Source organism: Mycobacterium colombiense (assembly GCF_001665835.1).
Taxonomy (GTDB): Bacteria; Actinomycetota; Actinomycetes; order Mycobacteriales; family Mycobacteriaceae; genus Mycobacterium; species Mycobacterium colombiense_A.
This window is the reverse complement of the sequence record NZ_LZSX01000063.1, coordinates 136,969-157,093: the sequence shown is the minus strand read 5'-3', so window position 1 is coordinate 157,093 and position 20,125 is coordinate 136,969. Positions and strand designations below refer to the sequence as shown.

At 66.4% G+C, this 20,125-nt stretch carries 21 protein-coding genes; 5 read left to right on the top strand and 16 right to left on the bottom strand.

The genetic code is table 11. The features are described from left to right. The 3 genes from A5760_RS12790 to A5760_RS12780 form a co-directional block, all read right to left on the bottom strand. A partial coding sequence (locus A5760_RS12790; protein WP_155764313.1) for an SDR family oxidoreductase occupies positions 1 to 595 on the bottom strand: 595 nt, incomplete at its 3' end. Continuing rightward, entirely contained in the window at positions 589 to 1,812 is a 1,224-nt protein-coding gene (locus A5760_RS12785) for a cytochrome P450 (RefSeq protein ID WP_064881222.1), read from the bottom strand. The genes A5760_RS12790 and A5760_RS12785, both read right to left, overlap by 7 nt. Further along, positions 1,809 to 2,531, bottom strand: a complete 723-nt coding sequence (locus A5760_RS12780; RefSeq protein WP_064881220.1) for a TetR family transcriptional regulator — start codon at positions 2,529 to 2,531, stop codon at positions 1,809 to 1,811. Before A5760_RS12780 ends, A5760_RS12785 begins: the two co-directional genes overlap by 4 nt. Positions 2,532 to 2,666: 135 nt before the next feature. On the opposite strand from A5760_RS12780, the gene A5760_RS12775 reads away from it, so the two are divergent. Further along, positions 2,667 to 3,143, top strand: coding sequence for a nitroreductase family deazaflavin-dependent oxidoreductase (locus A5760_RS12775; protein ID WP_064881218.1), 477 nt, complete (start codon positions 2,667 to 2,669; stop codon positions 3,141 to 3,143). A gap of 23 nt (positions 3,144 to 3,166) precedes the next feature. Here the strand turns inward: A5760_RS12775 and A5760_RS12770 are convergent, their stop codons facing one another. The 3 genes from A5760_RS12770 to A5760_RS12760 form a co-directional block, all read right to left on the bottom strand. Beyond that, positions 3,167 to 3,658: a DUF2231 domain-containing protein gene (locus A5760_RS12770; protein ID WP_064881216.1), complete on the bottom strand. Its 492-nt coding sequence runs from the start codon at positions 3,656 to 3,658 to the stop codon at positions 3,167 to 3,169. Positions 3,659 to 3,687: 29 nt separating this feature from the next. After that, the gene (locus A5760_RS12765; RefSeq protein ID WP_064881214.1) at positions 3,688 to 4,320 is read right to left on the bottom strand and encodes a hypothetical protein; all 633 of its coding nucleotides are present in this window, start codon (positions 4,318 to 4,320) and stop codon (positions 3,688 to 3,690) included. A gap of 117 nt (positions 4,321 to 4,437) precedes the next feature. After that, positions 4,438 to 5,247: a SigB/SigF/SigG family RNA polymerase sigma factor gene (locus A5760_RS12760; RefSeq protein WP_064881212.1), complete on the bottom strand. Its 810-nt coding sequence runs from the start codon at positions 5,245 to 5,247 to the stop codon at positions 4,438 to 4,440. Positions 5,248 to 6,098: 851 nt separating this feature from the next. Between A5760_RS12760 and A5760_RS12755 the strand changes: the two genes are divergently transcribed. After that, positions 6,099 to 6,986: an SDR family NAD(P)-dependent oxidoreductase gene (locus tag A5760_RS12755; RefSeq protein WP_155764312.1), complete on the top strand. Its 888-nt coding sequence runs from the start codon at positions 6,099 to 6,101 to the stop codon at positions 6,984 to 6,986. A gap of 32 nt (positions 6,987 to 7,018) precedes the next feature. Here the strand turns inward: A5760_RS12755 and A5760_RS12750 are convergent, their stop codons facing one another. From A5760_RS12750 to A5760_RS12740, 3 genes are all read right to left on the bottom strand, one after another. Further along, positions 7,019 to 7,690 (bottom strand): cutinase family protein, encoded by a 672-nt coding sequence (locus A5760_RS12750; RefSeq protein ID WP_419538241.1) that lies wholly within the window; start codon positions 7,688 to 7,690, stop codon positions 7,019 to 7,021. 107 nt (positions 7,691 to 7,797) lie between these two features. Beyond that, complete coding sequence (locus A5760_RS12745; protein ID WP_064881208.1) at positions 7,798 to 8,265, bottom strand: hypothetical protein; 468 nt, start codon at positions 8,263 to 8,265, stop codon at positions 7,798 to 7,800. 148 nt (positions 8,266 to 8,413) lie between these two features. Beyond that, a complete protein-coding gene (locus A5760_RS12740) occupies positions 8,414 to 9,085 on the bottom strand; it encodes a TetR/AcrR family transcriptional regulator (protein ID WP_064881205.1) in 672 nt (223 codons plus the stop codon). A gap of 180 nt (positions 9,086 to 9,265) precedes the next feature. Between A5760_RS12740 and A5760_RS12735 the strand changes: the two genes are divergently transcribed. After that, entirely contained in the window at positions 9,266 to 11,032 is a 1,767-nt protein-coding gene (locus tag A5760_RS12735) for an N-acyl-D-amino-acid deacylase family protein (protein WP_064881203.1), read from the top strand. A gap of 31 nt (positions 11,033 to 11,063) precedes the next feature. On the opposite strand, the gene A5760_RS12730 is transcribed toward A5760_RS12735, so the two are convergent. Continuing rightward, entirely contained in the window at positions 11,064 to 11,669 is a 606-nt protein-coding gene (locus tag A5760_RS12730) for a TetR/AcrR family transcriptional regulator (RefSeq protein ID WP_064881201.1), read from the bottom strand. A 138-nt stretch (positions 11,670 to 11,807) separates the two neighbouring features. Between A5760_RS12730 and A5760_RS12725 the strand changes: the two genes are divergently transcribed. Beyond that, positions 11,808 to 12,353, top strand: coding sequence for a class I SAM-dependent methyltransferase (locus tag A5760_RS12725; RefSeq protein ID WP_064881199.1), 546 nt, complete (start codon positions 11,808 to 11,810; stop codon positions 12,351 to 12,353). 18 nt (positions 12,354 to 12,371) lie between these two features. On the opposite strand, the gene A5760_RS12720 is transcribed toward A5760_RS12725, so the two are convergent. The 4 genes from A5760_RS12720 to A5760_RS12705 all read right to left on the bottom strand — a co-directional run bounded on the left by A5760_RS12720 (position 12,372) and on the right by A5760_RS12705 (position 16,009). Beyond that, complete coding sequence (locus A5760_RS12720; RefSeq protein WP_064881197.1) at positions 12,372 to 13,745, bottom strand: DEAD/DEAH box helicase; 1,374 nt, start codon at positions 13,743 to 13,745, stop codon at positions 12,372 to 12,374. A gap of 303 nt (positions 13,746 to 14,048) precedes the next feature. Continuing rightward, complete coding sequence (locus A5760_RS12715; protein ID WP_064881195.1) at positions 14,049 to 14,420, bottom strand: hypothetical protein; 372 nt, start codon at positions 14,418 to 14,420, stop codon at positions 14,049 to 14,051. Between the two features lie 13 nt (positions 14,421 to 14,433). Continuing rightward, positions 14,434 to 15,150 (bottom strand): thiocyanate hydrolase subunit gamma, encoded by a 717-nt coding sequence (gene scnC, locus A5760_RS12710; RefSeq protein ID WP_064881193.1) that lies wholly within the window; start codon positions 15,148 to 15,150, stop codon positions 14,434 to 14,436. 19 nt (positions 15,151 to 15,169) lie between these two features. Then, positions 15,170 to 16,009: an SH3-like domain-containing protein gene (locus tag A5760_RS12705; RefSeq protein WP_064881191.1), complete on the bottom strand. Its 840-nt coding sequence runs from the start codon at positions 16,007 to 16,009 to the stop codon at positions 15,170 to 15,172. A gap of 118 nt (positions 16,010 to 16,127) precedes the next feature. On the opposite strand from A5760_RS12705, the gene A5760_RS12700 reads away from it, so the two are divergent. Next, the gene (locus A5760_RS12700) at positions 16,128 to 16,976 is read left to right on the top strand and encodes an enoyl-CoA hydratase-related protein (protein ID WP_064881235.1); all 849 of its coding nucleotides are present in this window, start codon (positions 16,128 to 16,130) and stop codon (positions 16,974 to 16,976) included. Between the two features lie 34 nt (positions 16,977 to 17,010). Here the strand turns inward: A5760_RS12700 and A5760_RS12695 are convergent, their stop codons facing one another. Together A5760_RS12695 and A5760_RS12690 are read right to left on the bottom strand one after the other, a co-directional pair. Next, positions 17,011 to 18,711, bottom strand: coding sequence for an FAD-binding protein (locus A5760_RS12695; RefSeq protein WP_064881189.1), 1,701 nt, complete (start codon positions 18,709 to 18,711; stop codon positions 17,011 to 17,013). Then, positions 18,708 to 20,096 carry an aromatic ring-hydroxylating oxygenase subunit alpha gene (locus A5760_RS12690; protein ID WP_064881187.1) on the bottom strand — a complete coding sequence of 463 codons (1,389 nt, stop codon included), beginning with the start codon at positions 20,094 to 20,096 and terminating at the stop codon, positions 18,708 to 18,710. Before A5760_RS12690 ends, A5760_RS12695 begins: the two co-directional genes overlap by 4 nt. Positions 20,097 to 20,125 lie beyond the last annotated feature (29 nt).

Sequence of the window (20,125 nt, the reverse complement as noted above, 5' to 3'; positions counted from 1 at the left end):
CACCAGCACGGCTGCGTCGATCCAATTCGACGGCGAACATCAGCTGCGCCAATTTGGCGACCCCGTAGGAGTGCATGGCTTTGTAGCCTTGCTCCGCGTTGACGTCGCCGAACTCGATACTGCCCTGGGTGGCCGCGAGGCTGCTGACCGTCACCACGCGCGCGCAATCCGCCGCCCGCAGCAGGCCCAGCAGCCGTCCGGTCAACGCGAAATGCCCCAAATGGTTTGTCCCGAACTGCAATTCGAAGCCGTCGCTGGTCTGTTGCCGTTGCGGCGGAGTCATGACGCCCGCGTTGTTGATCAGGATGTCGATCGGGCGACCTTCTGCGGTCAGCTCCTCGCCCAGCGCGGCGACGCTGGACAGCGACGACAGGTCGAGCTGCCTGATGCTGAGCTTGGCCTCCGGCACCTCCCGGCGGACCTCGGCGATCGCTTGCTCGCCCTTGACCCGGTCGCGGATCGCCATCACGACGTCGGCACCGGCGACCGAGAGCCGCTTCGCCAACCCGAACCCCAAACCGCTGTTGGCACCGGTCACTACGGCGAATCTGCCACGCAGATCTGGAACGTCCAGTGACAGATCGGGCTTCACCATGTCACGGGCAGCTCGTAGAGGCCGTACGCCAGTGCGTCATGTTTGAACGGCAGATCATTCAGCGGCACGGCGAGCCGCAGCGTCGGAATGCGGCGCAGCAGCGTGGGCAAGACGATCTGCAGTTCCATGCGGGCCAGCTGCTGGCCCACACACTGATGGCGACCGTAGCCGAACCCGACGTGTGGCCCATCCTCGCGGAGCAGGTCCAGCCGGCCCGGGTTGGGGAATTGGCGGTCATCCCAGTTGGCCGGGGCGACGTCGAGGATGATCCCGTCGCCGGCGCGGATCGTCTGGCCGCCAATCTCGATGTCCTCGACGGCGATTCGACGCTGACCGGTCTGGATGATGCTCAGGTAGCGCATCAGCTCTTCGACCGCGGTGGCGACGACCTTGGGGTCATCGATGTCGCGCAGCAGCTCACGTTGATCCTGGTGTTCGAGCAACGCCGCGATGCTCAGGCTGATCATGTTCGCGGTGGTCTCATGGCCCGCGATCAGCACGCCGGTGGCCAATTGTGCGGCCTCGCGCACGCTGATCTCTTCGGCGTTGACCCGCTCGGCCAGATCGGATACCAAATCCTCTGACGGGCTTTGCATCTTGGTGCGAACCAGGTTGGCCAGATACTTCGCCAACGAGGCCGCGCCCTGGGCGGTGTCCTCCTCGGTGGCGTAGCGGCCCATGCCGCGCTGGGCTTGGGTTTGAAAGAATTCCGCGTCCTCGTAGGGCACGCCCAGCAGTTCGCTGATGACCAGGGAGGGGACCGCCAGCGACAGGGTGCTGACGATATCGCCCGGCTTCGGGCCCGCCAGCAGGGCGTCTATGTGGTCATCGGTGATCTTCTGTACCGCCGGCCGTAGCGCTTCAACTCGCTTGAACGTGAACGGTTTAGACAGCATCCGGCGGAACCGGGTGTGTTCTTCCGCGTCGGAGGTGAACACCGAACGAGGGCGCTTGTGCACCGTGGCCAGCATGCCCGCGTTCCAGTGCGGATAGCCGGGCAGCCGGTCGTCGACGCTGGTGCGGGAATCGGTGAACAGCGCGCGTATCGCGTCGTAGCCGTGGATGAGCCACGGCGTGCTGTCGTCCCAGATCCGGACCCTGCTCAACTGCTTGTCGGCGTTGAGCTCCAATACCTTCGGAGGCGGGGCGAACGGGCAGCCTGGCGCCCGTGTCATCGGAAACTCCGGGATATCGGTGGCGGTGGATCCTTCGGTCATCGTGCTCCTCGGTTGTCGGCCTGCGCGGTCGTCTGTGTCGGCTGGTAGCCGGCCGCGCCCACATGAACCGGCGCGCGCCACAGGCCGACAATCGCGTCGATCAGGCCTTCGCCGGCCACCGGCCACGCCGAACGCGACCGCGGTCCGTGTTCGGCCAGCGCGCCTTCATGTTCCGCGCAGGTGTGCATGAGCAGGTTGCGCACCATCACCATCCGTTCCGAACGCACCCGCTTGGGCAGCTCGGGCAGGCAGCGGTTGATGCCGTCGAGCGTCTGGACCAGCAACGGCGACGCCAGTGCGTCTTTGGTGACCACATGCCGGTAGGTCGGATCGGCCATGGCCTGCGCGGCGAATCGGGCGTACCAGGTCGGCGTGCCCAGCGCGGACAGGTGATCGGTCAACGGGCGCACCAGGGCGCCGACCCAGTCGCGTAGCTCGGTCGAATCGCCGATGGCGGCCAGCATCTGGGCGCGCAGCTCCTCGATCGGCTCGCGATGCTTGCTTTCGATCGCGCGGAGCAGGTCGACCCTGGTGCCGAAGTGGTAGCACGCCGCGGCATTGTTGCCCTGGCCGGCCGCTTCGCTGATCTGCCGGTTCGACACGGCGTACATGCCCCGTTCGGCGAAAAGCACTTCGGCGGCCGACAGGATCGCCTCTCGGGTGCCCGTCGACCTGTCGGAGCGAGCGGCCCGTTCGGCGGTCATCGCCTCAGTGAACACCTCGCGCCGGGTTAAATCAAGCAATTTATTTATCCCGGCGGGTCTTGCTGGGCTGCTCACCGAAACCTCGGTTCGTCAGCGGCATTTCATCGCCGTGACGCCCTGGTCCGGCGCCCGGCGAATACAGTCATCCTCATGAATCCGCTGCAGCGGCTGGCGCGCCACCCGATGGCCTACCGCGTGCTGGTTCTGAACGGTCACCAGATCGTGGAGGGGCTCGAATCCGTGCTTCGGTTCCTGACCAATGGACGGCTCGGCGCGTTGGATCTGGCCGGCCTGCCCAACGTGCGGATCACCCTCTCGGGCCGCAAGACCGGTCTCGCCCGCAGCGCGACCGTGCAGTACGTACCCTTTCGCGACGGCCTGCTGTTGGTCGGATCGAACTGGGGGCGCGTGCGCCACCCGTCCTGGTCGGCGAATCTGAAAGTGGCGCAACGGGTCACCGTGCGCCGTCGTGGCCACCGGTCCGTGGCGGCGGTGCGGCTCCTCGCTGGCGCGGAGCGCGACGAAGCGTGGGCCCAGGCGCTGGCGTCCTGGCCGAATTATCGCCTCGCCCAGGAACACGCCGGCGCGCGCCGGTTTCGGCTGTTTCTGCTCACGCCGGCCCAGTGAGTTTCGGGGCTGCGAGCGGCTCGTCAGCCCGGGTGGTTCTTCGTCAGGCGCGCGATCTCGGTGCCCCAGACCGACTGCGCACCGGCATCGCCCACGCGGTAGATCTGGACCATCGACGCAATCCCCACCGCCAGCACCAGAATCGCGACGAGCGCCCGGGTGGCGACGCGGGTCTTATCGGATCGGTCCTCGATCTCCCGCACGACGACCAGCACGACGGCGGCCACCAGCAGGGCGGCGGCGAAGTAGGCCATCAGGCTGCCCCGCTCTGCGTGTTCGCGCAGGATCGGGCTCGGATTCGCCCTCAGGCCGTAGAGCCATCCGCCGGCGTTGATGGTGATGGGCGTCAACACCATCGTGACCACGGCCAGCACCAGCGTGAGCCACATCAGCTGGCCGCGCCGTGCGGCGGGCCAGAACGCGCAGACGATATCCAGCAGGGCGGTCAGTGGGACCAGGACCAAGACGAAATGCAGCAGCAGGGCGTGCGCGGGCATGCCGTTGATGACGTTCATAGCGTCCCCCGATGGTGGTGGCGCAGCCGCTAGCTGCCGAGCCCCTTCTTGATGGCGGCATCCTGCTTCTGGCCGACGTCGTTGACGAAGTCCGGCGGGGCCAGCGTGTCGGTCGGGCCGTCGAATTCCAGCGTGGCAAACGCCTTGCCCTCGGTGAAGAGGAGGATGACCACACCCTTGCTGCGGTCCGGGGTATTGCCCATCACCATCGTTCCGCCGCTGCCGATGTTCGACGGTTGCGTGGACGGATCCTTGATCACGCCGCCCTGTTGCCCCTTCGCGGCGTTCAACGCGTTCGTGGCGGAATCGGGGTCGTCGTAGACCTGGATCGTCACCTTTATCGCATGGCTACCGTCGTCGTCCTTGAAGGTGGTCGCCACGCCCGGCTGGCCGTTGGGGTTGCCGGTCGGGGGCGCGGCGGTGAAGGGGACCGGGGCGTTGATGTCACTGGGCGCGATGAGCAGCTTGGCGTACTCGTTGGGCTCGGCCGGCGCCGATGACGCCGGTGCCGAGCCGGGGCTGCTGGGGACCGAGGTTGCCGAGGTGGCCGATCCGGACTTCGACGGCGACGGCTGCGGCTTGTTGCCGCCACATCCGGCCACCGACACCGCCAGTGCCGTCGTCGCTGCGACACCCGCGATCACCGTTCGTGACATCCTCATCGCATCCAGCTCCCTTCCAGGTCTTCCTGGCGACAAAGTCGGGTTGTCCTTCGGATCGCACAGTACAGGGCTGCGCGGCAGGGTATGCCGCGCAGCGTCCTGGGGGAACTGACCGTGTTACTCGAGTTGATCGCGCAGGCTGCTCAGCGTGTTTGCCAAGATGCGGGACACCTGCATCTGCGACACGCCGATCCGCTCCGCGATCTGGCTTTGCGTCATGGATTCGAAGAACCGCATGCGCAGCACCTCGCGTTCACGCTGCGGGAGGGTGGCAACCAGCACCCGCAGCGCTTCCCGATTGGTGATGTGCTCGATCTGTGGATCGATGTCGCCGACCGAGTCGGCCACCGAGCGAGGCGATCCCGAGCTGTCGGCGCCCAGCGGTGCATCCAGGGAGTCGAGCCGATAGGCATCGCCCGCGACGAGGCATTCGACGATCTCCTCGCGCGGCACCTCGAGCACCTGAGACAGCTCGCCCGCGGTGGGCGCGCGCCCGAGCTGCTGGGACAGATCCGCGGTGGTCCTGCTGATCTGCACGTGCAGCTCGCGCAATCGCCGTGGGACGCGCATTCCCCAGCTGTAGTCGCGGAAGTAGCGGCGGACCTCGCCCATCATGGTGGGCACGGCGAACCCGATGAAGCTGGGCCCCTTCGCGGGGTCGAATCGATTGATGGCGTTCATCAGCCCCAGCCGCGCGACCTGAATCAGGTCATCGAGGCCCTCGCCGCGGCGGGCGAAGTGGCTGGCCACGTGGTCCGCCAGCGGCAGGCATCGAGAAACGATGCGTTCGCGCTGGTGGGCATACTCGTGCGATTCGGCCGGCAGCTGGCGCAGCACCAAAAACATTTCGACTACGTCGTCGTATGAATCGTCGGTCTTGGTGGTAGGAGGTGGAGCGGGACGCGTTGCAGAAATTACATTGGTCATAGGCCGGCGCACCCCGCGTTCACTCGAAAAATCGTGTAAACGGTTGCGCAAGAACACGTTTGCATGCTGACTCTCTCCCTGAGTCGTGTGCAATGGGACGTCGCAGCTCTGCGCAGATCTCGCTCCCACTGCATCTCAATCCGGCCGACGGGTCGTTATCCGACGCACGAACGAGCGGGGAGGTGACTGGGGCTGGTTCGCCGGAGCCATACCAAGCTCAGTAGCCGTGCGGCTGACTGGACCGCTTTTAGCTAAACGGCGACGCGTCCATAACGGACTTCATTGGAGACTATACCCGCCTCCGCCTAGCCCGGCGATCGCTTGGGGTAGTGGGTTCAGATATGTTCTGAACAATTTCCACGGTGTACCACCGGGGCGTCCGCAAGCCCGCCGATGCGGAGCTGATGACCTCCTTGAGAGCGGACGCACCGTCGGCGAGCTGCGGCGTTGTCGGCCTTGGCAACTCTGCCGACGAGGCGCCCGGCGCTGTCGGCAAACAAATTGGCCCGAGTTGGTGCTACTTGTTAGTGGTGGTGATTTATTCAACAATGCCACCAGGGCGACCGCCCAGCTCCCGGGCAGACCGTCGTTGGCGCCGAAGTCGGCCGCGGTGTGATTACGCAGCAGGACGCCAGCGCCACCTCCTCCGGACGTCGAGCTGGCAGGAGTCGCTGGCAGCGTTTAGCGCGCCACGGGAAATGTCGGCTTCCGTCCTCATGGCTGATCCGGCTGGGTACTGTTCGCCTGGTGTTTGTGACACCGATCGGCCGCCTGGACGCAATTCGACTACGAGAGCACTTCGCGCGCAACGCATTATGTGATGGTCGGCGGGGCGCCTGCGGGAGCGGGCGGTGAGCGGCACCGAGGCTGCGCTGGATGGCCGCGGTGTGGTGGTGTCGGGCGGCAGTCGCGGCATCGGACGAGCGGTCGCTGAACTGCTGGGCAGCCTGGGTGCCGGCGTGGTCGTCAACGGGCGTGACGAACACGCCGTGGAAGAAACGGTCGCGGCGATCACGGCGTCGGGCGGGCGGGCCACCGCGGTGGTCGGGGCCGCTGACGACGAGCGCGTCGCGCGCTCGCTCGTCGACGAATGCCTAAGCGCGTTCGGGCGACTCGACACCCTGATCAATTGCGCCGGCATCGCCGAACCCCCCGGCTCGTCGATCCTGACGATCACCCCGGACGAGTTCGACCGGCTGATCAGTGGCCACCTCGGCACGGTCTTCCACACCTGCCGGGTGGCCGCCCCGGTGCTGGCCGAGCAGGGGCACGGAGCCATCGTCAACACCAGTTCGGTGGCGTATCTGGGTGACTACGGCGGGACGGGATATCCGGCCGGCAAGGGCGCCGTCAACGGCCTGACGATGGCCATCGCCGCCGAACTGAAGCCCTACGGCGTGCGGGCCAACGTGGTGTGCCCCGGCGCCAGGACACGGCTGTCGACCGGAGCCGAGTACGAACAACACATCGAAGATCTGCACCGCCGTGGGCTGCTCGACGAGATGACCATGCGGGCATCGCTCGACAGCGCTCCGCCCGAGTTCGTCGCACCGGTCTACGCCTATCTTGCCGGCGATTTGTCGCGTGATGTGACGAGCCAAATCCTGGTTGCGGCAGGCGGTTTCGTCGGCAGCTTCGACCGCCAGACCCCGCGGCTGCTGGGCTACCGTGACCACCATCAGGCCGGGCCGTGGTCGGTGAGCGACGTTCACAACATGATCGGTGGCGCGGCCCAGTGACGGCCAGGCCCTAGCGTCCGACGCGAGCGGCCTTACGAGAGTCGGTTGGCGGCGAAATCGGCCGCCTGATCAACCATCCCGGCCTCGACGTATTGACGGTGCGCGGCGGGGTTGCCCGCGCCGGAACAGACCGGGTCGCCGGGGACACACAACTCGAGCGTTTTTGCCGAATACAGCGGCCCGATGTTGACCGGCGGCTGGTTGATGATGCTCATGAACTGACTCGAGGGCTTGCCGAACAGCGCCACCGCGGCCACGTGGTTGGCCACTTCGGCCGGCATCGGCTGTAGCGCCTGCACCAGGTGCACGCCGTCCGGCACAGCGCTTTCGGTGACGAAGCCCATCACCGCGGCGCCCTGCGAGTAGCCTCCCAGCACCATCTTGGTGCGGGGGCAAGTCGCCGCCATCTGTTCGACGTGACTGCCGGCGTCGCTGATGCCGTCGGCGGCGGTGGGGAAGTCGGTGGTGGCCGGATAGTTGACCGGATACACGCCGACCGACTTACCGCCGACGTGTGAGCGCAAGGTGTCGACGAAGTTCTGGCCGATGCGGCCGACACCGGGTGGCTCGGTGGTGCCCCGGGCGAACACCACCTCGACGTCGGGGCATGGTTGCGCGGACGCCGCTGTGACCGGACCGATGAGCAGAGCCCAAATCGGCGACAGCGCAGCACAAGTCAACGCTGCCAGGGGATGTGCCTTCACAGCGCGATCTTGCCACAGGACGCCCGGGAGCGCGCGCTGAGCGGTCGGCCACCGCGGCGGATGTGACGAAGACCTCCAAGTCGACGATTCGCTTGGGCGGGCGGCCGCTAACCCTCGGCGTGACCCCGCCGCTTCGCGCGGAAAACGGAGCGGGCGGCATGCAGCGCGCCCCGGAACGCGTAGGCGGCGGCCACCACGCACACCAGGATCAACACGACGAACATCGGCAGCCAGTTGTCCCTGCTGTGACTGACGTTCCACCAGACGATCGTGAAGAGCACGGCGCAGAGCAGCAGGACCCCGTCTCGCCAGTTGCCGTGGTAGGACAGCGCGGCCCGGCGTAGCACGCGGCTGCGGTCCGCCGCATCGATCAGGTCGTCGACGCGACCTTCGATGCTGCGCCGCAATTCGGCGCGCCTGTCGACGTCCTCGGGCGGGAGTCGGTCGAGCAGATCCATGTCCTGCTTGATCGCTTCCCGGTAATCAGGGCCCCGGAACTGCCCGGCCGCAACCGCGAGCAGCGCGCCACCGAAGATGGGCGCGCTGTTCAGCGCGACCTGTGCCAAACCCACCACTTCGAGGCCTCCTTCGATCGGTGGACAACGTCGGCCCGTCGAGGATTCGCGCCTCCGGGGGCCACCAAACCCTCCCCGCACAGCGCGCGCGACGTCCGGACACAACGGCGAATATGTATGGTCAGGGTCGCCGCTCCCGCACGGCCGGTCAGGAGGCTTTCGACGAGCGACGTCGCGTTCGCGGCGGCTCCGCGGCTCCCAGCGCATCCATGGCCCGCACCATCTGCGGGTAGGCGATCGCCGGCCCGATCCAACGGGTGAGGTAGCGCCGGAGATCGGCACCGCTGCGCGGCGGCCGTCCCGGGTCGGTCAGGAAGGAATGGAGAACCCGCAGCGAGAATTCGTTCAGCTCGTCCAGGCCGGCTTCATCGAAACCGTAGTGCTCCCAGTCGATGTCGTAGCGATGGAGCATCGAACGACCGAAGGCCAGGGCCGTATCGGAGATGATCGAAACTTTCTGCGCGCCGCGGTGGCGTTGGCTGAGCACGAACTCGACCTGGTTGTCCGCGGCCAGCTCCTCGACGGCAAACGCCATTCCCTCGGTGATGGCCACCACCGGGTCGGTGACGCCCTCCAGGTGGGCCGCCATGCGGTCGAGGAAGCCGTCGGCCGACCGCATCGCGGACGCCACCAGCAAGGCCTGCGTCCCGGGGAAGTATCGGTAGACGGTCTGCCGGGTCACCCCCAGTGCCCGCGCCACATCCGCGATCCGCATCGCCGAGCCACGTTCGTCGATAATCGTGTCGGCGGCGTCGAGGATGCGCTCGATCGCCTCCGCATCGGACGCCGGCGTGTTTCCTGCCCAACCGTGACTGCGCATGATTAACGGGCGGCAAACCCGTGGCCGGTGAACTCCACAGCTGGATCATAACGTCTGTCGCGACGCCATCGTTGCTGGCTAACGGACGAGTCGTGCCCCGATAGCGCGGCAGGACAATATGCGCATTATGTATGATCACTGCGGATCCGGAGCGCTCCGGCGCGACAGAGAGGCCGACCGATGCAGTACGACACCGTGATCACCAACGGCCGCTGGTTCGACGGGACGGGCGGGCCGTCGGCTCTGCGGGACATCGGCGTGCGTGACGGCCGGGTCGTCACCATCGCCAAGGGACCACTCGACACGACCGGAGCCCGGGTGATCGATGCGACGAGTCAGTGGGTGATTCCCGGGATCATCGACATCCACACCCACTACGACATTGAAACACTTTGTGAGCCCGCACTTTCCGAATCGCTGCGGCATGGCGTCACGACGGTGATGCTGGGCTCCTGCTCGCTGTCCACCGTGTACCTGGACAACGTCGACGCGGGCGACATCTTCGGCCGCGTCGAGGCCATCCCGCGGCGCTATGTCATCGAGCAGCTCAACGAAGCCCGGTCATGGAACAGCCCCAAGGAATATGTGGCCGCGCTCGAGCAGCTGAACCTCGGCCCCAACATAGCGGCGTTCATCGGGCACTCCGACATGCGCGCCGCGACGATGGGCCTGGACCGGGCGACCCGCAAGGACATTCGCCCATCGGCGGCCGAACTCGCGCGGATGGAGTCGATGCTCGAAGAGGCTCTCGACGAAGGCTTCGTCGGGCTGTCCTCGCAGCAACTGCTGTTCGACAAACTCGACGGTGAGGTGTGCCGGTCGCGCACCCTGCCATCGACCTATGCGACGCCGCGTGAACTCCGGCGCTTGAACGCGATCCTGCGGCGGCGCAACAAAATCCTGCAATCGGGACCCGACATCAAGAACCCGTTGTCGGTCGTTTCCCAGCAGGCCGCCTCGCTCGGGGTCGGGCGGAAGCGGTTGAAGACCAGCCTGCTGTCGGCCGCCGACGTCAAGTCCTTGCCGCCGGTCATCTATCTGATGGACCGGCTCGCGCGGATGGTCAATGCGCTGGGCGCGGATTTCCGCTGGCAGCACCTGCCGGTGCCGTTCGAGGTCTACGCCGACGGGATTTCGCTGGTGATCTTCGAAGAGTTCGGCTCGGGCGCCGCGGCGCTACACCTGCAAGACGAGATCGCCCGCAACGAGCTGATGCACGACGAAGCCTACCGGCGGCAGTTCCGCAAGGACTACGACCAGAAATACGGCCCCCGGGTGTGGCACCGCGACTTCTTCGACGCCGACATCGTCGCGTGCCCCGACGAATCGGTGGTCGGTAAGTCCTTCGGGCAGGTGGGTCTGGACCGAGGCGGCCTGCATCCGGTCGACGCTTTCCTCGACCTGGTGCTCGAGCACGGCGAGAAGCTGCGCTGGCGCACCACGATCTCCAACCACCGGCCCGAATTGCTCAAGAAGCTCGCGCAAAGCGCAGGCGTGCAGATGGGTTTCTCCGACGCCGGCGCGCACCTGCGCAACATGGCGTTCTACAACTCGGGGCTGCGCCTGCTGCGCCACGTGCGCGACGCGGAGAAGCGGGGCACACCGTTCATGTCGATGGAGCACGCCGTGCACCGGCTCACCGGTGAACTCGGAGCGTGGTACGAGCTCGACGCCGGCACGCTGCGTGAAGGCGACCGCGCCGACATCGTCGTCATCGATCCGGACAAGCTCGACGAGTCACTCGAGCGGTACGCCGAGCATCCGGTCGAGTCCTACGGCGGGCTGTCGCGCATGGTGAACCGCAACGACGAGACGGTCACGGCGGTCCTGGTGTCCGGGAAACTCGCCTTCGGCGCGGGTGAGGCCTCGCCGGAGCTGGGTGAGCAGCGTTTCGGTGAATTCCTCCGGGCCGGCAACTCGGCACGAAAGCTCGCCTACACAGGCTAGCCGCACCTATTACCTTGGGGCACGGCGATTTTCATGCGACCGATGCGCCCAAGATGAGATTGACGGCCTCGTCGAGCTGTCCGGAGATCTCGGCGAAGCTGACGAACCGGGCGGTCATCAGCGCGCCGGAAAAGGTCATCTGCAGCGTGGATTTCACGGATCGGGGCCAACCCGGACCGAGCGCGGCCCCGATCCGTTTGGACACTTCTTCGCCGATCTGTTCCCGAAGCGGCGCGACCGCCGGATCGTCGGCCATCAGGGCGGCGCCGCAGGCGGCGGTCAGCTCCGGCTCGTCCGCGACGACGACCGCCATGTCCCGCAGGGTGGCGCTGACCCGGGTCTTCGTCGTGTCGTTGACGTCGGTGTGTAGCGGTAGGTCGCGCAGGAAGCGCAGGTACACCGCCGCCACCAGCGCGCTTTTCGAGGGGAAGTAGGTGTAGGCGCTGGCCGGCGACACCCCGGCGCGGGTCGCCACCGCGCGCATCGTCAGGTTCGCGTACGAGGACTCCCGCAGCTCCGCGAGCCCGGCATCGAGGACCTTGCGAATGGTCTGCCCGGGCCGGCGATCCGAGCGGCGGGCCGCGCCGGCACTCGCCTCTTTCCCGGCGACGACCGGGAACGACGCATCTCTAGACACTCGTCCAGTGTAGAAACGGGAGCTGCCGCCAACAACAGCATCCATCGCGGTCGGCTCGCCTGCTCGCCGGGCTTTTACAGACAGCTGTCTAAAACGGGACTGACTGTCACCGGCCCACGTCGTTCTAGAGTGGCGCCTATGGGCGAAGCGGACCGGCATCGCTGGGACGAACGGTACGAGGCGAAGGGGCCGCCGCCGTTGAGTTCGGTTGCGCCGCCCGCCGTTTTCGCGGCGCATGCGGATTTGTTTCCCACGGCCGGCAGGGCCCTCGATCTCGCCTGCGGGCAGGGGACCGGCGCGGTCTGGCTGGCCTCACGCGGGCTGCAGGTGGTGGGGTTCGACGTCTCCCCGGTGGCCATCAGCCACGCGCGGGAGCTGGCTCAGCGGGTCGCGGTGGGCAACCGCTGCCGCTTCGACGTCGTCGATTTCGACGGCGGTCTGCCGCCGGGGACGCCGGTCGATGTCATCCTGTGCTGCAAGTTCCGGGACCCTCGCCTCGACCGGGCGATCATCGAACGGCTCGCGCCGGGTGGTCTGCTGGCGATCGCCGCGCTGAGCGAGGTGGGGGCGAGTCCCGGCCCCTTCCGCGCCGCGGCCGGCGAGCTGTCCACGGCGTTCGCCGGCCTGGACCTGATCGGCTCGGACGAACGCGACGGTCAGGCGTGGCTGCTGGCCCGGCGCTGAACCGTTCTCACCCGTGGCCTAGCCGGCGCTTCCTTGCGCACGGCTCGAGCGGCGACGATCCGGCCGGCGCCTAGGGGCAGCGGTGCGGTGCGACATCGTCGATTCGGTGGGTGTGGGATTGGTCCTCGGCGACCTGCTGGTCCGATGGCGCCGCTGCCCGCCGGAGCCGGCCCGATGCTGCTGAGGGGTATGCGAGGGCACCCGGGCGGGCGCGGGGGTCTGGTAGGGCGCGACCTCACCCACGAGCGCTTGCACCGCCTCGGATGCGGCGGTCACCTGCTGAGGGGCGACCTTGATGCCGGCCTTGCGCATCAACACCTGGGTGTCACGACGCTGCTCGGGCAGCACCACCGTGACGACGTCACCGGCGCTTCCTGCCCGCGCCGTGCGCCCGGACCGGTGCAGATAGGACTTGTGCTCGGCGGGCGGGTCGATGTGCACAACGAGTTCGACCTCGTCGACATGCACACCGCGCGCGGCGATATCGGTCGCCACCAGGACCCGCGCGCCACCCGAGGCGAACATCGCGAGGTTGCGCTCCCGGGCGGGCTGCGACAGGTTGCCGTGCAAGTCGACGGACGGAACACCCGACTCGGTGAGCTGTTTGGCGAGCTTGCGCGCTTGATGCTTGGTGCGCATGAACAGAATTCGGCGCCCGGTACCCGAGGCAAGCCGGTGCACAACTTCCTTTTTGGCGTCCGCGTTGGCGACGTGGAACACGTGATGGGTCATCTCGGACACCGGCGAGTCGGCCCCATCGACCGAGTGCAGCACCTCGTCGCGCAGGAACCGGTTGACGAGCTTGTCGACGCCGTTGTCCAGGGTCGCCGAAAACATCAGTCGCTGGCCGCCACTCGGAGTGGCCGCCAGGATGCGGGTGACGCCGGGCAGAAAGCCGAGATCGGCCATGTGATCCGCCTCGTCGATGACGGTGATTTCCACCGCTTCGAGGCTGATCAGACGCTGCTTCATCAGGTCCTCGAGCCGGCCCGGGCACGCCACCACGATGTCGACACCGGACTTGAGGGCGGTGACCTGACGACTTTGCGAAACGCCGCCGAAGATCGTGGTGACGCGAAGACCGCAGGCGGCTGCCAATGGCTCCAGCGTCGCAGTGATCTGGCTCGCCAGCTCGCGGGTGGGTGCCAGTACCAAGCCCGATGGCTGCGATGCACGCCTGGTCCGCTTGGAAAGCCGGCTGACTAGTGGGATCGAGAAGGCAAGGGTCTTTCCGCTGCCGGTTTTTCCGCGGCCCAGCACGTCTTTGCCGGCGAGGGTGTCGGGAAGGGTCTCGACCTGGATCGGAAATGGATGTGTGATGCCGTGCTGTGCGAGCGCATCGACGATTTGTCTGCGCACGCCGAGATCGGCAAAGGTTTTGTCGGTAGTCACTTTTCGGTGCCTTTCGGGCATCGGTCATGCCGGGCCGGCAACGTGTTTGTCGCGCGCGGTTCCCAGCACAAGTTGGCGAGATTGCCGGAGGGCAAAATCGATCGCCGCGAGACAAGCTAGTGCGGGTGCACGGATCATCTGATCGTGGTGGCTGAGCCCGAATTTCGGGGCAGCACCAGTGGGATGAAGAAGCGTTCCACGACGTAGTTGGCGTCAGGCTTTGAGGCCAACGTTGCTGTCAGCATAGCGTACCCGGTGCACACCGACGCGGAAGCGGCCTGTGATGTCCGTCGCTTGGTTTGATCAGGCTTCCAGCCTGGCCCGCACCGCAGCCAGCCGCTCCGCAAGCGCGGTCTCGTCGATAACGCCGCGCACCACCAGCGAGTGCGCCAGCGCAACCAGACGCTTCTCCGGGTACGGCAGGTCGGAATACAGGGTTGCAGATAACGCGTCCTCTTCGTTGCGCCGGTCGACGAAGCTGAGTACCTCTGGGCTGCAACTGCTTTGGTCAAGAGCGTCACACATGCCATCCAGGCTGCTTTTCCATGGCGGCGTGGGATTCTCTACCCCGTAGTTGGCCGCCATGCGGCTCCAGACCTGGTTACGTTCAACGATTTTCGCCAGCGGCGCGACGACGGCGTCCCCAGCTGGGTGCGGGGTGTGCGCGGTGCTCATCTCTTCGCTCGTATCAGTCGTCGACGGGGTGGACGGCCGGACGCGTCTGGGTGATGACGTTGGTCGTCACCCCCGGCTTGGGCAGCGCAACGCCGATCAGGCAATCGCGCGTGATGATTTCGACGAGTTGGTCCTCGGTCCAACCCTGCGTTCCTTCCGGACGGATGGGCATCACCATGAACCGATGCTTCTGGTTGGAATCCTCCACCCGGATCTCGACGTCTTCGGGAAGGATCAGTCCGAATTCCGCGAGCACCTGACGCGGCCAGCGCACGATGCGACGGCGATAGTTGGGCGTGCGATACCACTCCGGCGAATTCCCCAGAATCGGGCGCGGGTAGCACGAGCACAGCGTGCAGACGATCACATGATGCAGCGTCGGGGTGTCTTCCAGCACGTGTAGGGCGGTGAAGTCGCTGGGCGTTCCGAATCCGGTCGGTTCCAGCCAGTCGACGCCGACCTCCTTGCTGGCGGCGAGCGCATCCGAGCGCACCAACTCCTTGAAGTCCGGATCGAGCCACGCCCTGGCCACCAGGCGCGCCGCGGGAGTGGGGCCGATCTGTTCGGCGAATTCGGTGAAGCGGCGATGATCCTCGGCGGTGAAGATGCCCTTCTCGATGCACAATTCGCGAAGCGCGATCTCGAGGACTTCGAAATCGGTGATCTCGTCCACCATGGGCGCGACGGTGCGCTCGTGGTCGTGCTCGTGGGCGTGCTCGCGGACGCTCATACTGAAGTCCTTTCCGACGCTATTCGGCCGACTCGAGCCACCGCTCGGGGATCTCGGTCTGCAGCGTGTCGTTGCCTGGTCCGGTGTAGCCATGCCACAACTGGGAGAGGTTGAACCGAACGATGTAGAACCATTCGGGTTGTTGGTCTGGCCCGTCCCAGGTTTCGTCTTCGGCGGCGGGGCTTTCGTAGGATACGACCGCGATCCTGCCCGTCGCGCCGCGCACGTACTCCTGGGTGCGGGTGTAGAGCAGCACGGGCAGATCCCGCACCACGACCTTGTCGCCGACCTTGAACTTGGGCACCCCGGCCTGTCCGGCGAACACCTGCGGGTCGCCTTTGCCGACGGCGTGGCGGTGGTGCCGGTTGCGGGTGACGGAGGCGGGGTCGCCTTCCGACTTCGGCGTGGCCTCCAAAGGTTTTCCGCGCAGGCCCGCCGCATAGCGGGTCCTGACCTCGGCCATGCGTTCGGCCAATTCGCTCAGGCCGATGTGGTGCTTTTCGGCGAGGACGCGTGCGACCGCCAGCAGCCACCGCCCGTAGTAGGGCAGGCCGAGATAGATGGTGCGGCCCAGATCGACGTTGCCCATCCGGCGCCGTTCCTCGGACAACCAGATCCCACGCCAGCCGAGCACCTCACACATGACGTAGGTGTTGTGCTCCCAGATCTCGTACTGCTTGTTCTCGTATTCGATGGGAGCGTCCGGCTCGCCGCCCACGTCGTGGGGAGTCTTGACGTAGGCGTTGAAGCGTTCGTGGTCAATGAGATCCGGCGTGGGAGCGTCCGGAAGTTCGGGATACGAGGATTTCAGCCGGGCCACCAGGTCGAGCTGTGCCGCTCGGTCCGACGGAGTCGTCATCACAGCTCCATTCATCACGGGGACCGGTCCAGCGCCTCCATATACTTCACTCCTCCCGCGAACATTGCGCAACCGCAAAGCGAACTCCGGTATGGCAGTCTCCGGTAACGTCACCGGGATGGAGCGGCGCGTCCTGGAAGCGGTCATTTATGAACGCGAACCGCCGATTGCGCGGATCATTCTGAACCGGGTGGACAAGGCCAACACCAAGGACGCGGTCCTGGTCGGCGAGGTCGATAGCTGCCTGCACGAGGCCGATCGCGACAAGGACATCAAGGTCGTCATTCTCAAGGCGAACGGCAAGGGATTCTGCGGCGGCCATGTGGCGCGCTGGGGCCCGGACGAGAACCCATATCCGGATTTCGGGGACACCTTCGAGGATCTGTACAAGGGCACCGCCGATCTCTTTTTGTGGCCGACGCTGTATCTGTGGGAATTCCCCAAGCCGACCATCTCGCAAATCCATGGTTACTGCGTGGGCGGCGGGATCTATCTCGGCCTGCTGACCGACTTCTGCGTCGCCTCCGACGACGCGTATTTCCAAATGCCGCTTGCCCAGAGCCTCGGCGAGCCCGGGGGCCACACGATGATCGAGCCGTGGCTGTTGATGAATTGGCACCGCACCATGGACTGGCTGCTGCTGGCGCCGACCCTGTCCGCACAGCAGGCCCTCGAGTGGGGCCTGCTCAACAAGGTGGTGCCGCGCGACGAGCTCGAGGACACCGTGGAGGAGATGGCGCGCAAGATCGCCCAAATCCCGTTGACCACACTGATGGCGGTCAAAAACAACGTGAAGCGCGCGTGGGAATTGATGGGCATGCGAGTGCATCTGCAGGTTAGTCACATCTTGACGAATATGGTCGGCGCCGCGACCGATGTGCAGGCGCGGCGGGCCGAGCTGAAGCAGTCGGGCATGAAGCCGCGCGAATTCGTCGACCGTGACGAGAACGATTCCCCGCCATCGTGAAGTTAGTTTCACGATGGGCGCCGAGCATGCCCGCTTAGCGGCTCATCTCGCCGGCGAGCTTGCGTCCCGCCGCGTGGCGGGCGGCGACGTATCCGAACACCATCGAGCTGGCGATGCTCGCACCGGCGCCCGGATACGTCCGGCCCATCACGGTCGCGGTGGTGTTGCCGGTCGCGTACAAGCCCTCGATCACCCGATCGTGTTCGTCGAGAACCTGGGCGTGCTCGTTGGTGATCACGCCGCCGCACGTTCCGACGTCGGCGGGGAGCACCCGAGTCGCGTAGTAGGGGGCGGTGTCCAGCGGACCGATGGCGGCGTTCGGCCGGTACCCGGGGTCGCCGAGGCAGTCGTTGTAGGCCGACTGTCCCCGGCCGAAGTCGGGATCCAGCCCCCTGGCCGCGAAGTGGTTGAACCGCCGGATCGTGGCTGCCAATTCATCGGCGGGAAGGTCGATCTCGCGGGCCAGGTCGGAAATCGTCGCGGCGCGCTTGACCGCGCCGGACTCGATCAGCTCGGGAGGCAGCGGCTGATTGCGCTTCAGGGGATTCGCGCTGGTGACGTATCGGCGCACGTATCCCTCGTCGAAGATCATCCAGCACGGCACGGCCTTGTTCGCATACATCGCCTTGCCGACCTCGACGTAGGAGTTGGACTCGTTGCAGAACCGCCTCCCGGTGGAGTCGACGTAGATGGCGCCGGGGCGCTGACGTCCGGACCCCAGCGACGCGGCGACGGCACCACCGTTGGCGATGAAAACCGAAGGCAGCCACCATGCCTCGTCCAGCAGGTCGGTCTTGGCGCCCAGTCGCATCGCCGCCTCGAGCACCTCGCCGGTGTCGCCGGCGTTGGCGATCGACCACTTCCCTTCGTTGGGCTGGTTACCGCTGTAGCGGCGGCGCATCTCCTTGTTGTGGCCGAAACCACCGGCGGCCAACAGGACTCCCTTACGGGCCTCGACGTTGACCGGCCGCCCGTCGCGCACGACACGCACGCCCACCACCCGGCCGTCGTCGACGATCAGGTCGGCCATCGCGGCATCGGTCCATAGCGGGGGATTCGAGTCGCTGAGATCGATCAGCGCCTTGAGCATTTGAGCGATGAGCGACGCTCCGTTGGTAAGGAGCCGGCGTCCCCGGGCCCGCGCCAGCGCGGTGCGCAGAAATACCCGCGATGCGACGGCGAAGGCGCGCGGCGCGCGATTGAAATACTGGACGGACCGTAGTTCGTTGGTCAGCACCACATATCCATAGTTCTTGGCCAGCGGCGGCTGCACCTTGTCGCGCCACGTGCCGAGCCTCGCGGCATCGAACGGAATGCCCTCGACGGCGCGGCCGGACGCATTGCCGCCCTTGTGGTTCGGGTAGTAGTCGCTCCAGCCCGCACACCGGATCAGTTGGACACCTTTGCGGGTGAGGAAGTTGATCATTTCGAAGCCGGCGGTGAGAAACATCTCGCGTCGCTCGGGGGAGGAGGGCGCGCCGATGTCGCCGACCACGTCGGCCAGATAGGCCAGGCCGTCCTCGTGCGAGTCCGCGATGCCATCGGCCCGCATCAGCGGGTTGTTCGGCAGCCAGACGATGCCGCCCGACAGCCCCGTCGAGCCGCCCACCAGCGGCTGCTTTTCGATGATCAGGGGTGCGAGCCCGCAGTCCAGCGCGGCCAGGGCGGCGACCATGCCGCCCCCGCCGCTGCCCGCGATGACCAGGTCCGCGGAGTGGTCCCACCGAGTAGTCATGGCGTCTCCGAGCCGAAGCCGAGATCGGCGATCGGTACATCGATGGTGGTGTTGGTCTTCTGGATGGCGGGCAGCAGGGTGGCGTACGGCAGGCCGGCCAGAAAACCGTCGATGACCCGTTCGAAATTCGAGATCAGGCCCTCGATCTGGTCGGACAGGCGCATGAATTCAAAGCCCTTGGAGTGCAACCCCTTCTGCTGCCTGGGCAGGTTGGAGAAGTCCTGGGCGGGGATGGGCGGCCAGCGCGGATCGTCGGGCGCCATCGGTTCGGGCGGCGTGGGTTTGCCCGCCGAGGCGTCCGCCGGGAACCGGGTGAGGGACCAGATCTCGAACAGCGTCTCCTCGGGTCCCAGCGGACGGATGCGATACGACGATGCGCTGCTGTAGGTCGGCAGGATGAAGTGGTGCGGGAAGGCGAATCCGATCGCGTCGGTGATCCCGCGGCGGACCAGGTCGTTGAGATCGGGCATGCCGCTGCCGCGGGCGCGGTGCCAGTTGACGACGGCGTCGTTGAGCGCGCAGCGCCACGCCGCCATGGCCGCGGCGGCGTCGGCCGGCAACTCGATGTTCTGCAGGCCCTCGGCGATGCGGATGTCGTTTTCGTGCGTCATGCCACCCATGCCGTCACCGAGCGTGCGCATGAAATACAGGCTGCTCGCGACGACGGGATGCACTGCCGCGGAAGGCTCGCCGGTCTGCGCGGACGGCAGCAGCTGCGGGTGGGTCTGCGGGACGTGGTAGCCCTCCATGAACGCCGCGGTCGCCAGTTTCCAGTTCACCGGCAGCAGGCACGAGTGCCACCACTCCACGCGCAGCGATTCCACCTGCCACGCGTCGTAGATCGTCGCGAACGGCTCCATCCAGTCACGCAAAGCCGGTGCGTCGTCGTCGAGGTTGATCCACGCGCAACCACCCCAGAGCTCGCAGCGCACGGACACCAGCCGCAGGTCGTCGTCGGCCATGTTCTCTGCGGCGAACGCCTCGGGCTGCAGGACAAACGTGTTGCGGCCGTCGATGCCCCAGCACCAGCCGTGGAATGGGCATACGAAGGTGCGCCGATTCCCGTTGCCCTCCACCAGCTTCACGCCGCGATGGCGGCAGGCGTTGTGGTAGGCGCGCACGGTGTCGCCGTCCACCCGGACCACGATGATCGACTCGTCGAGGATTTCGTATTCGACGAAATCGCCGGGCTTGGGGATCTCCTCGAGCCGGCACGCCATCTGCCATACCCGCGGCCAGAACATCTCCGCTTCCAGTGCGTAGAAGTCCGGGTCGTAGTAGCGCTGCTTGGGGATTCGATCGGCGGTCTGGACCGCCCATGGCACCGGTAGCGGCGTCCAATTCGCCCCCGGCCGGCGCGAGGTGTTGGAGATCTCGTTGCCCATTCCTATAGCCATCTCGTCATCCCTTGTGT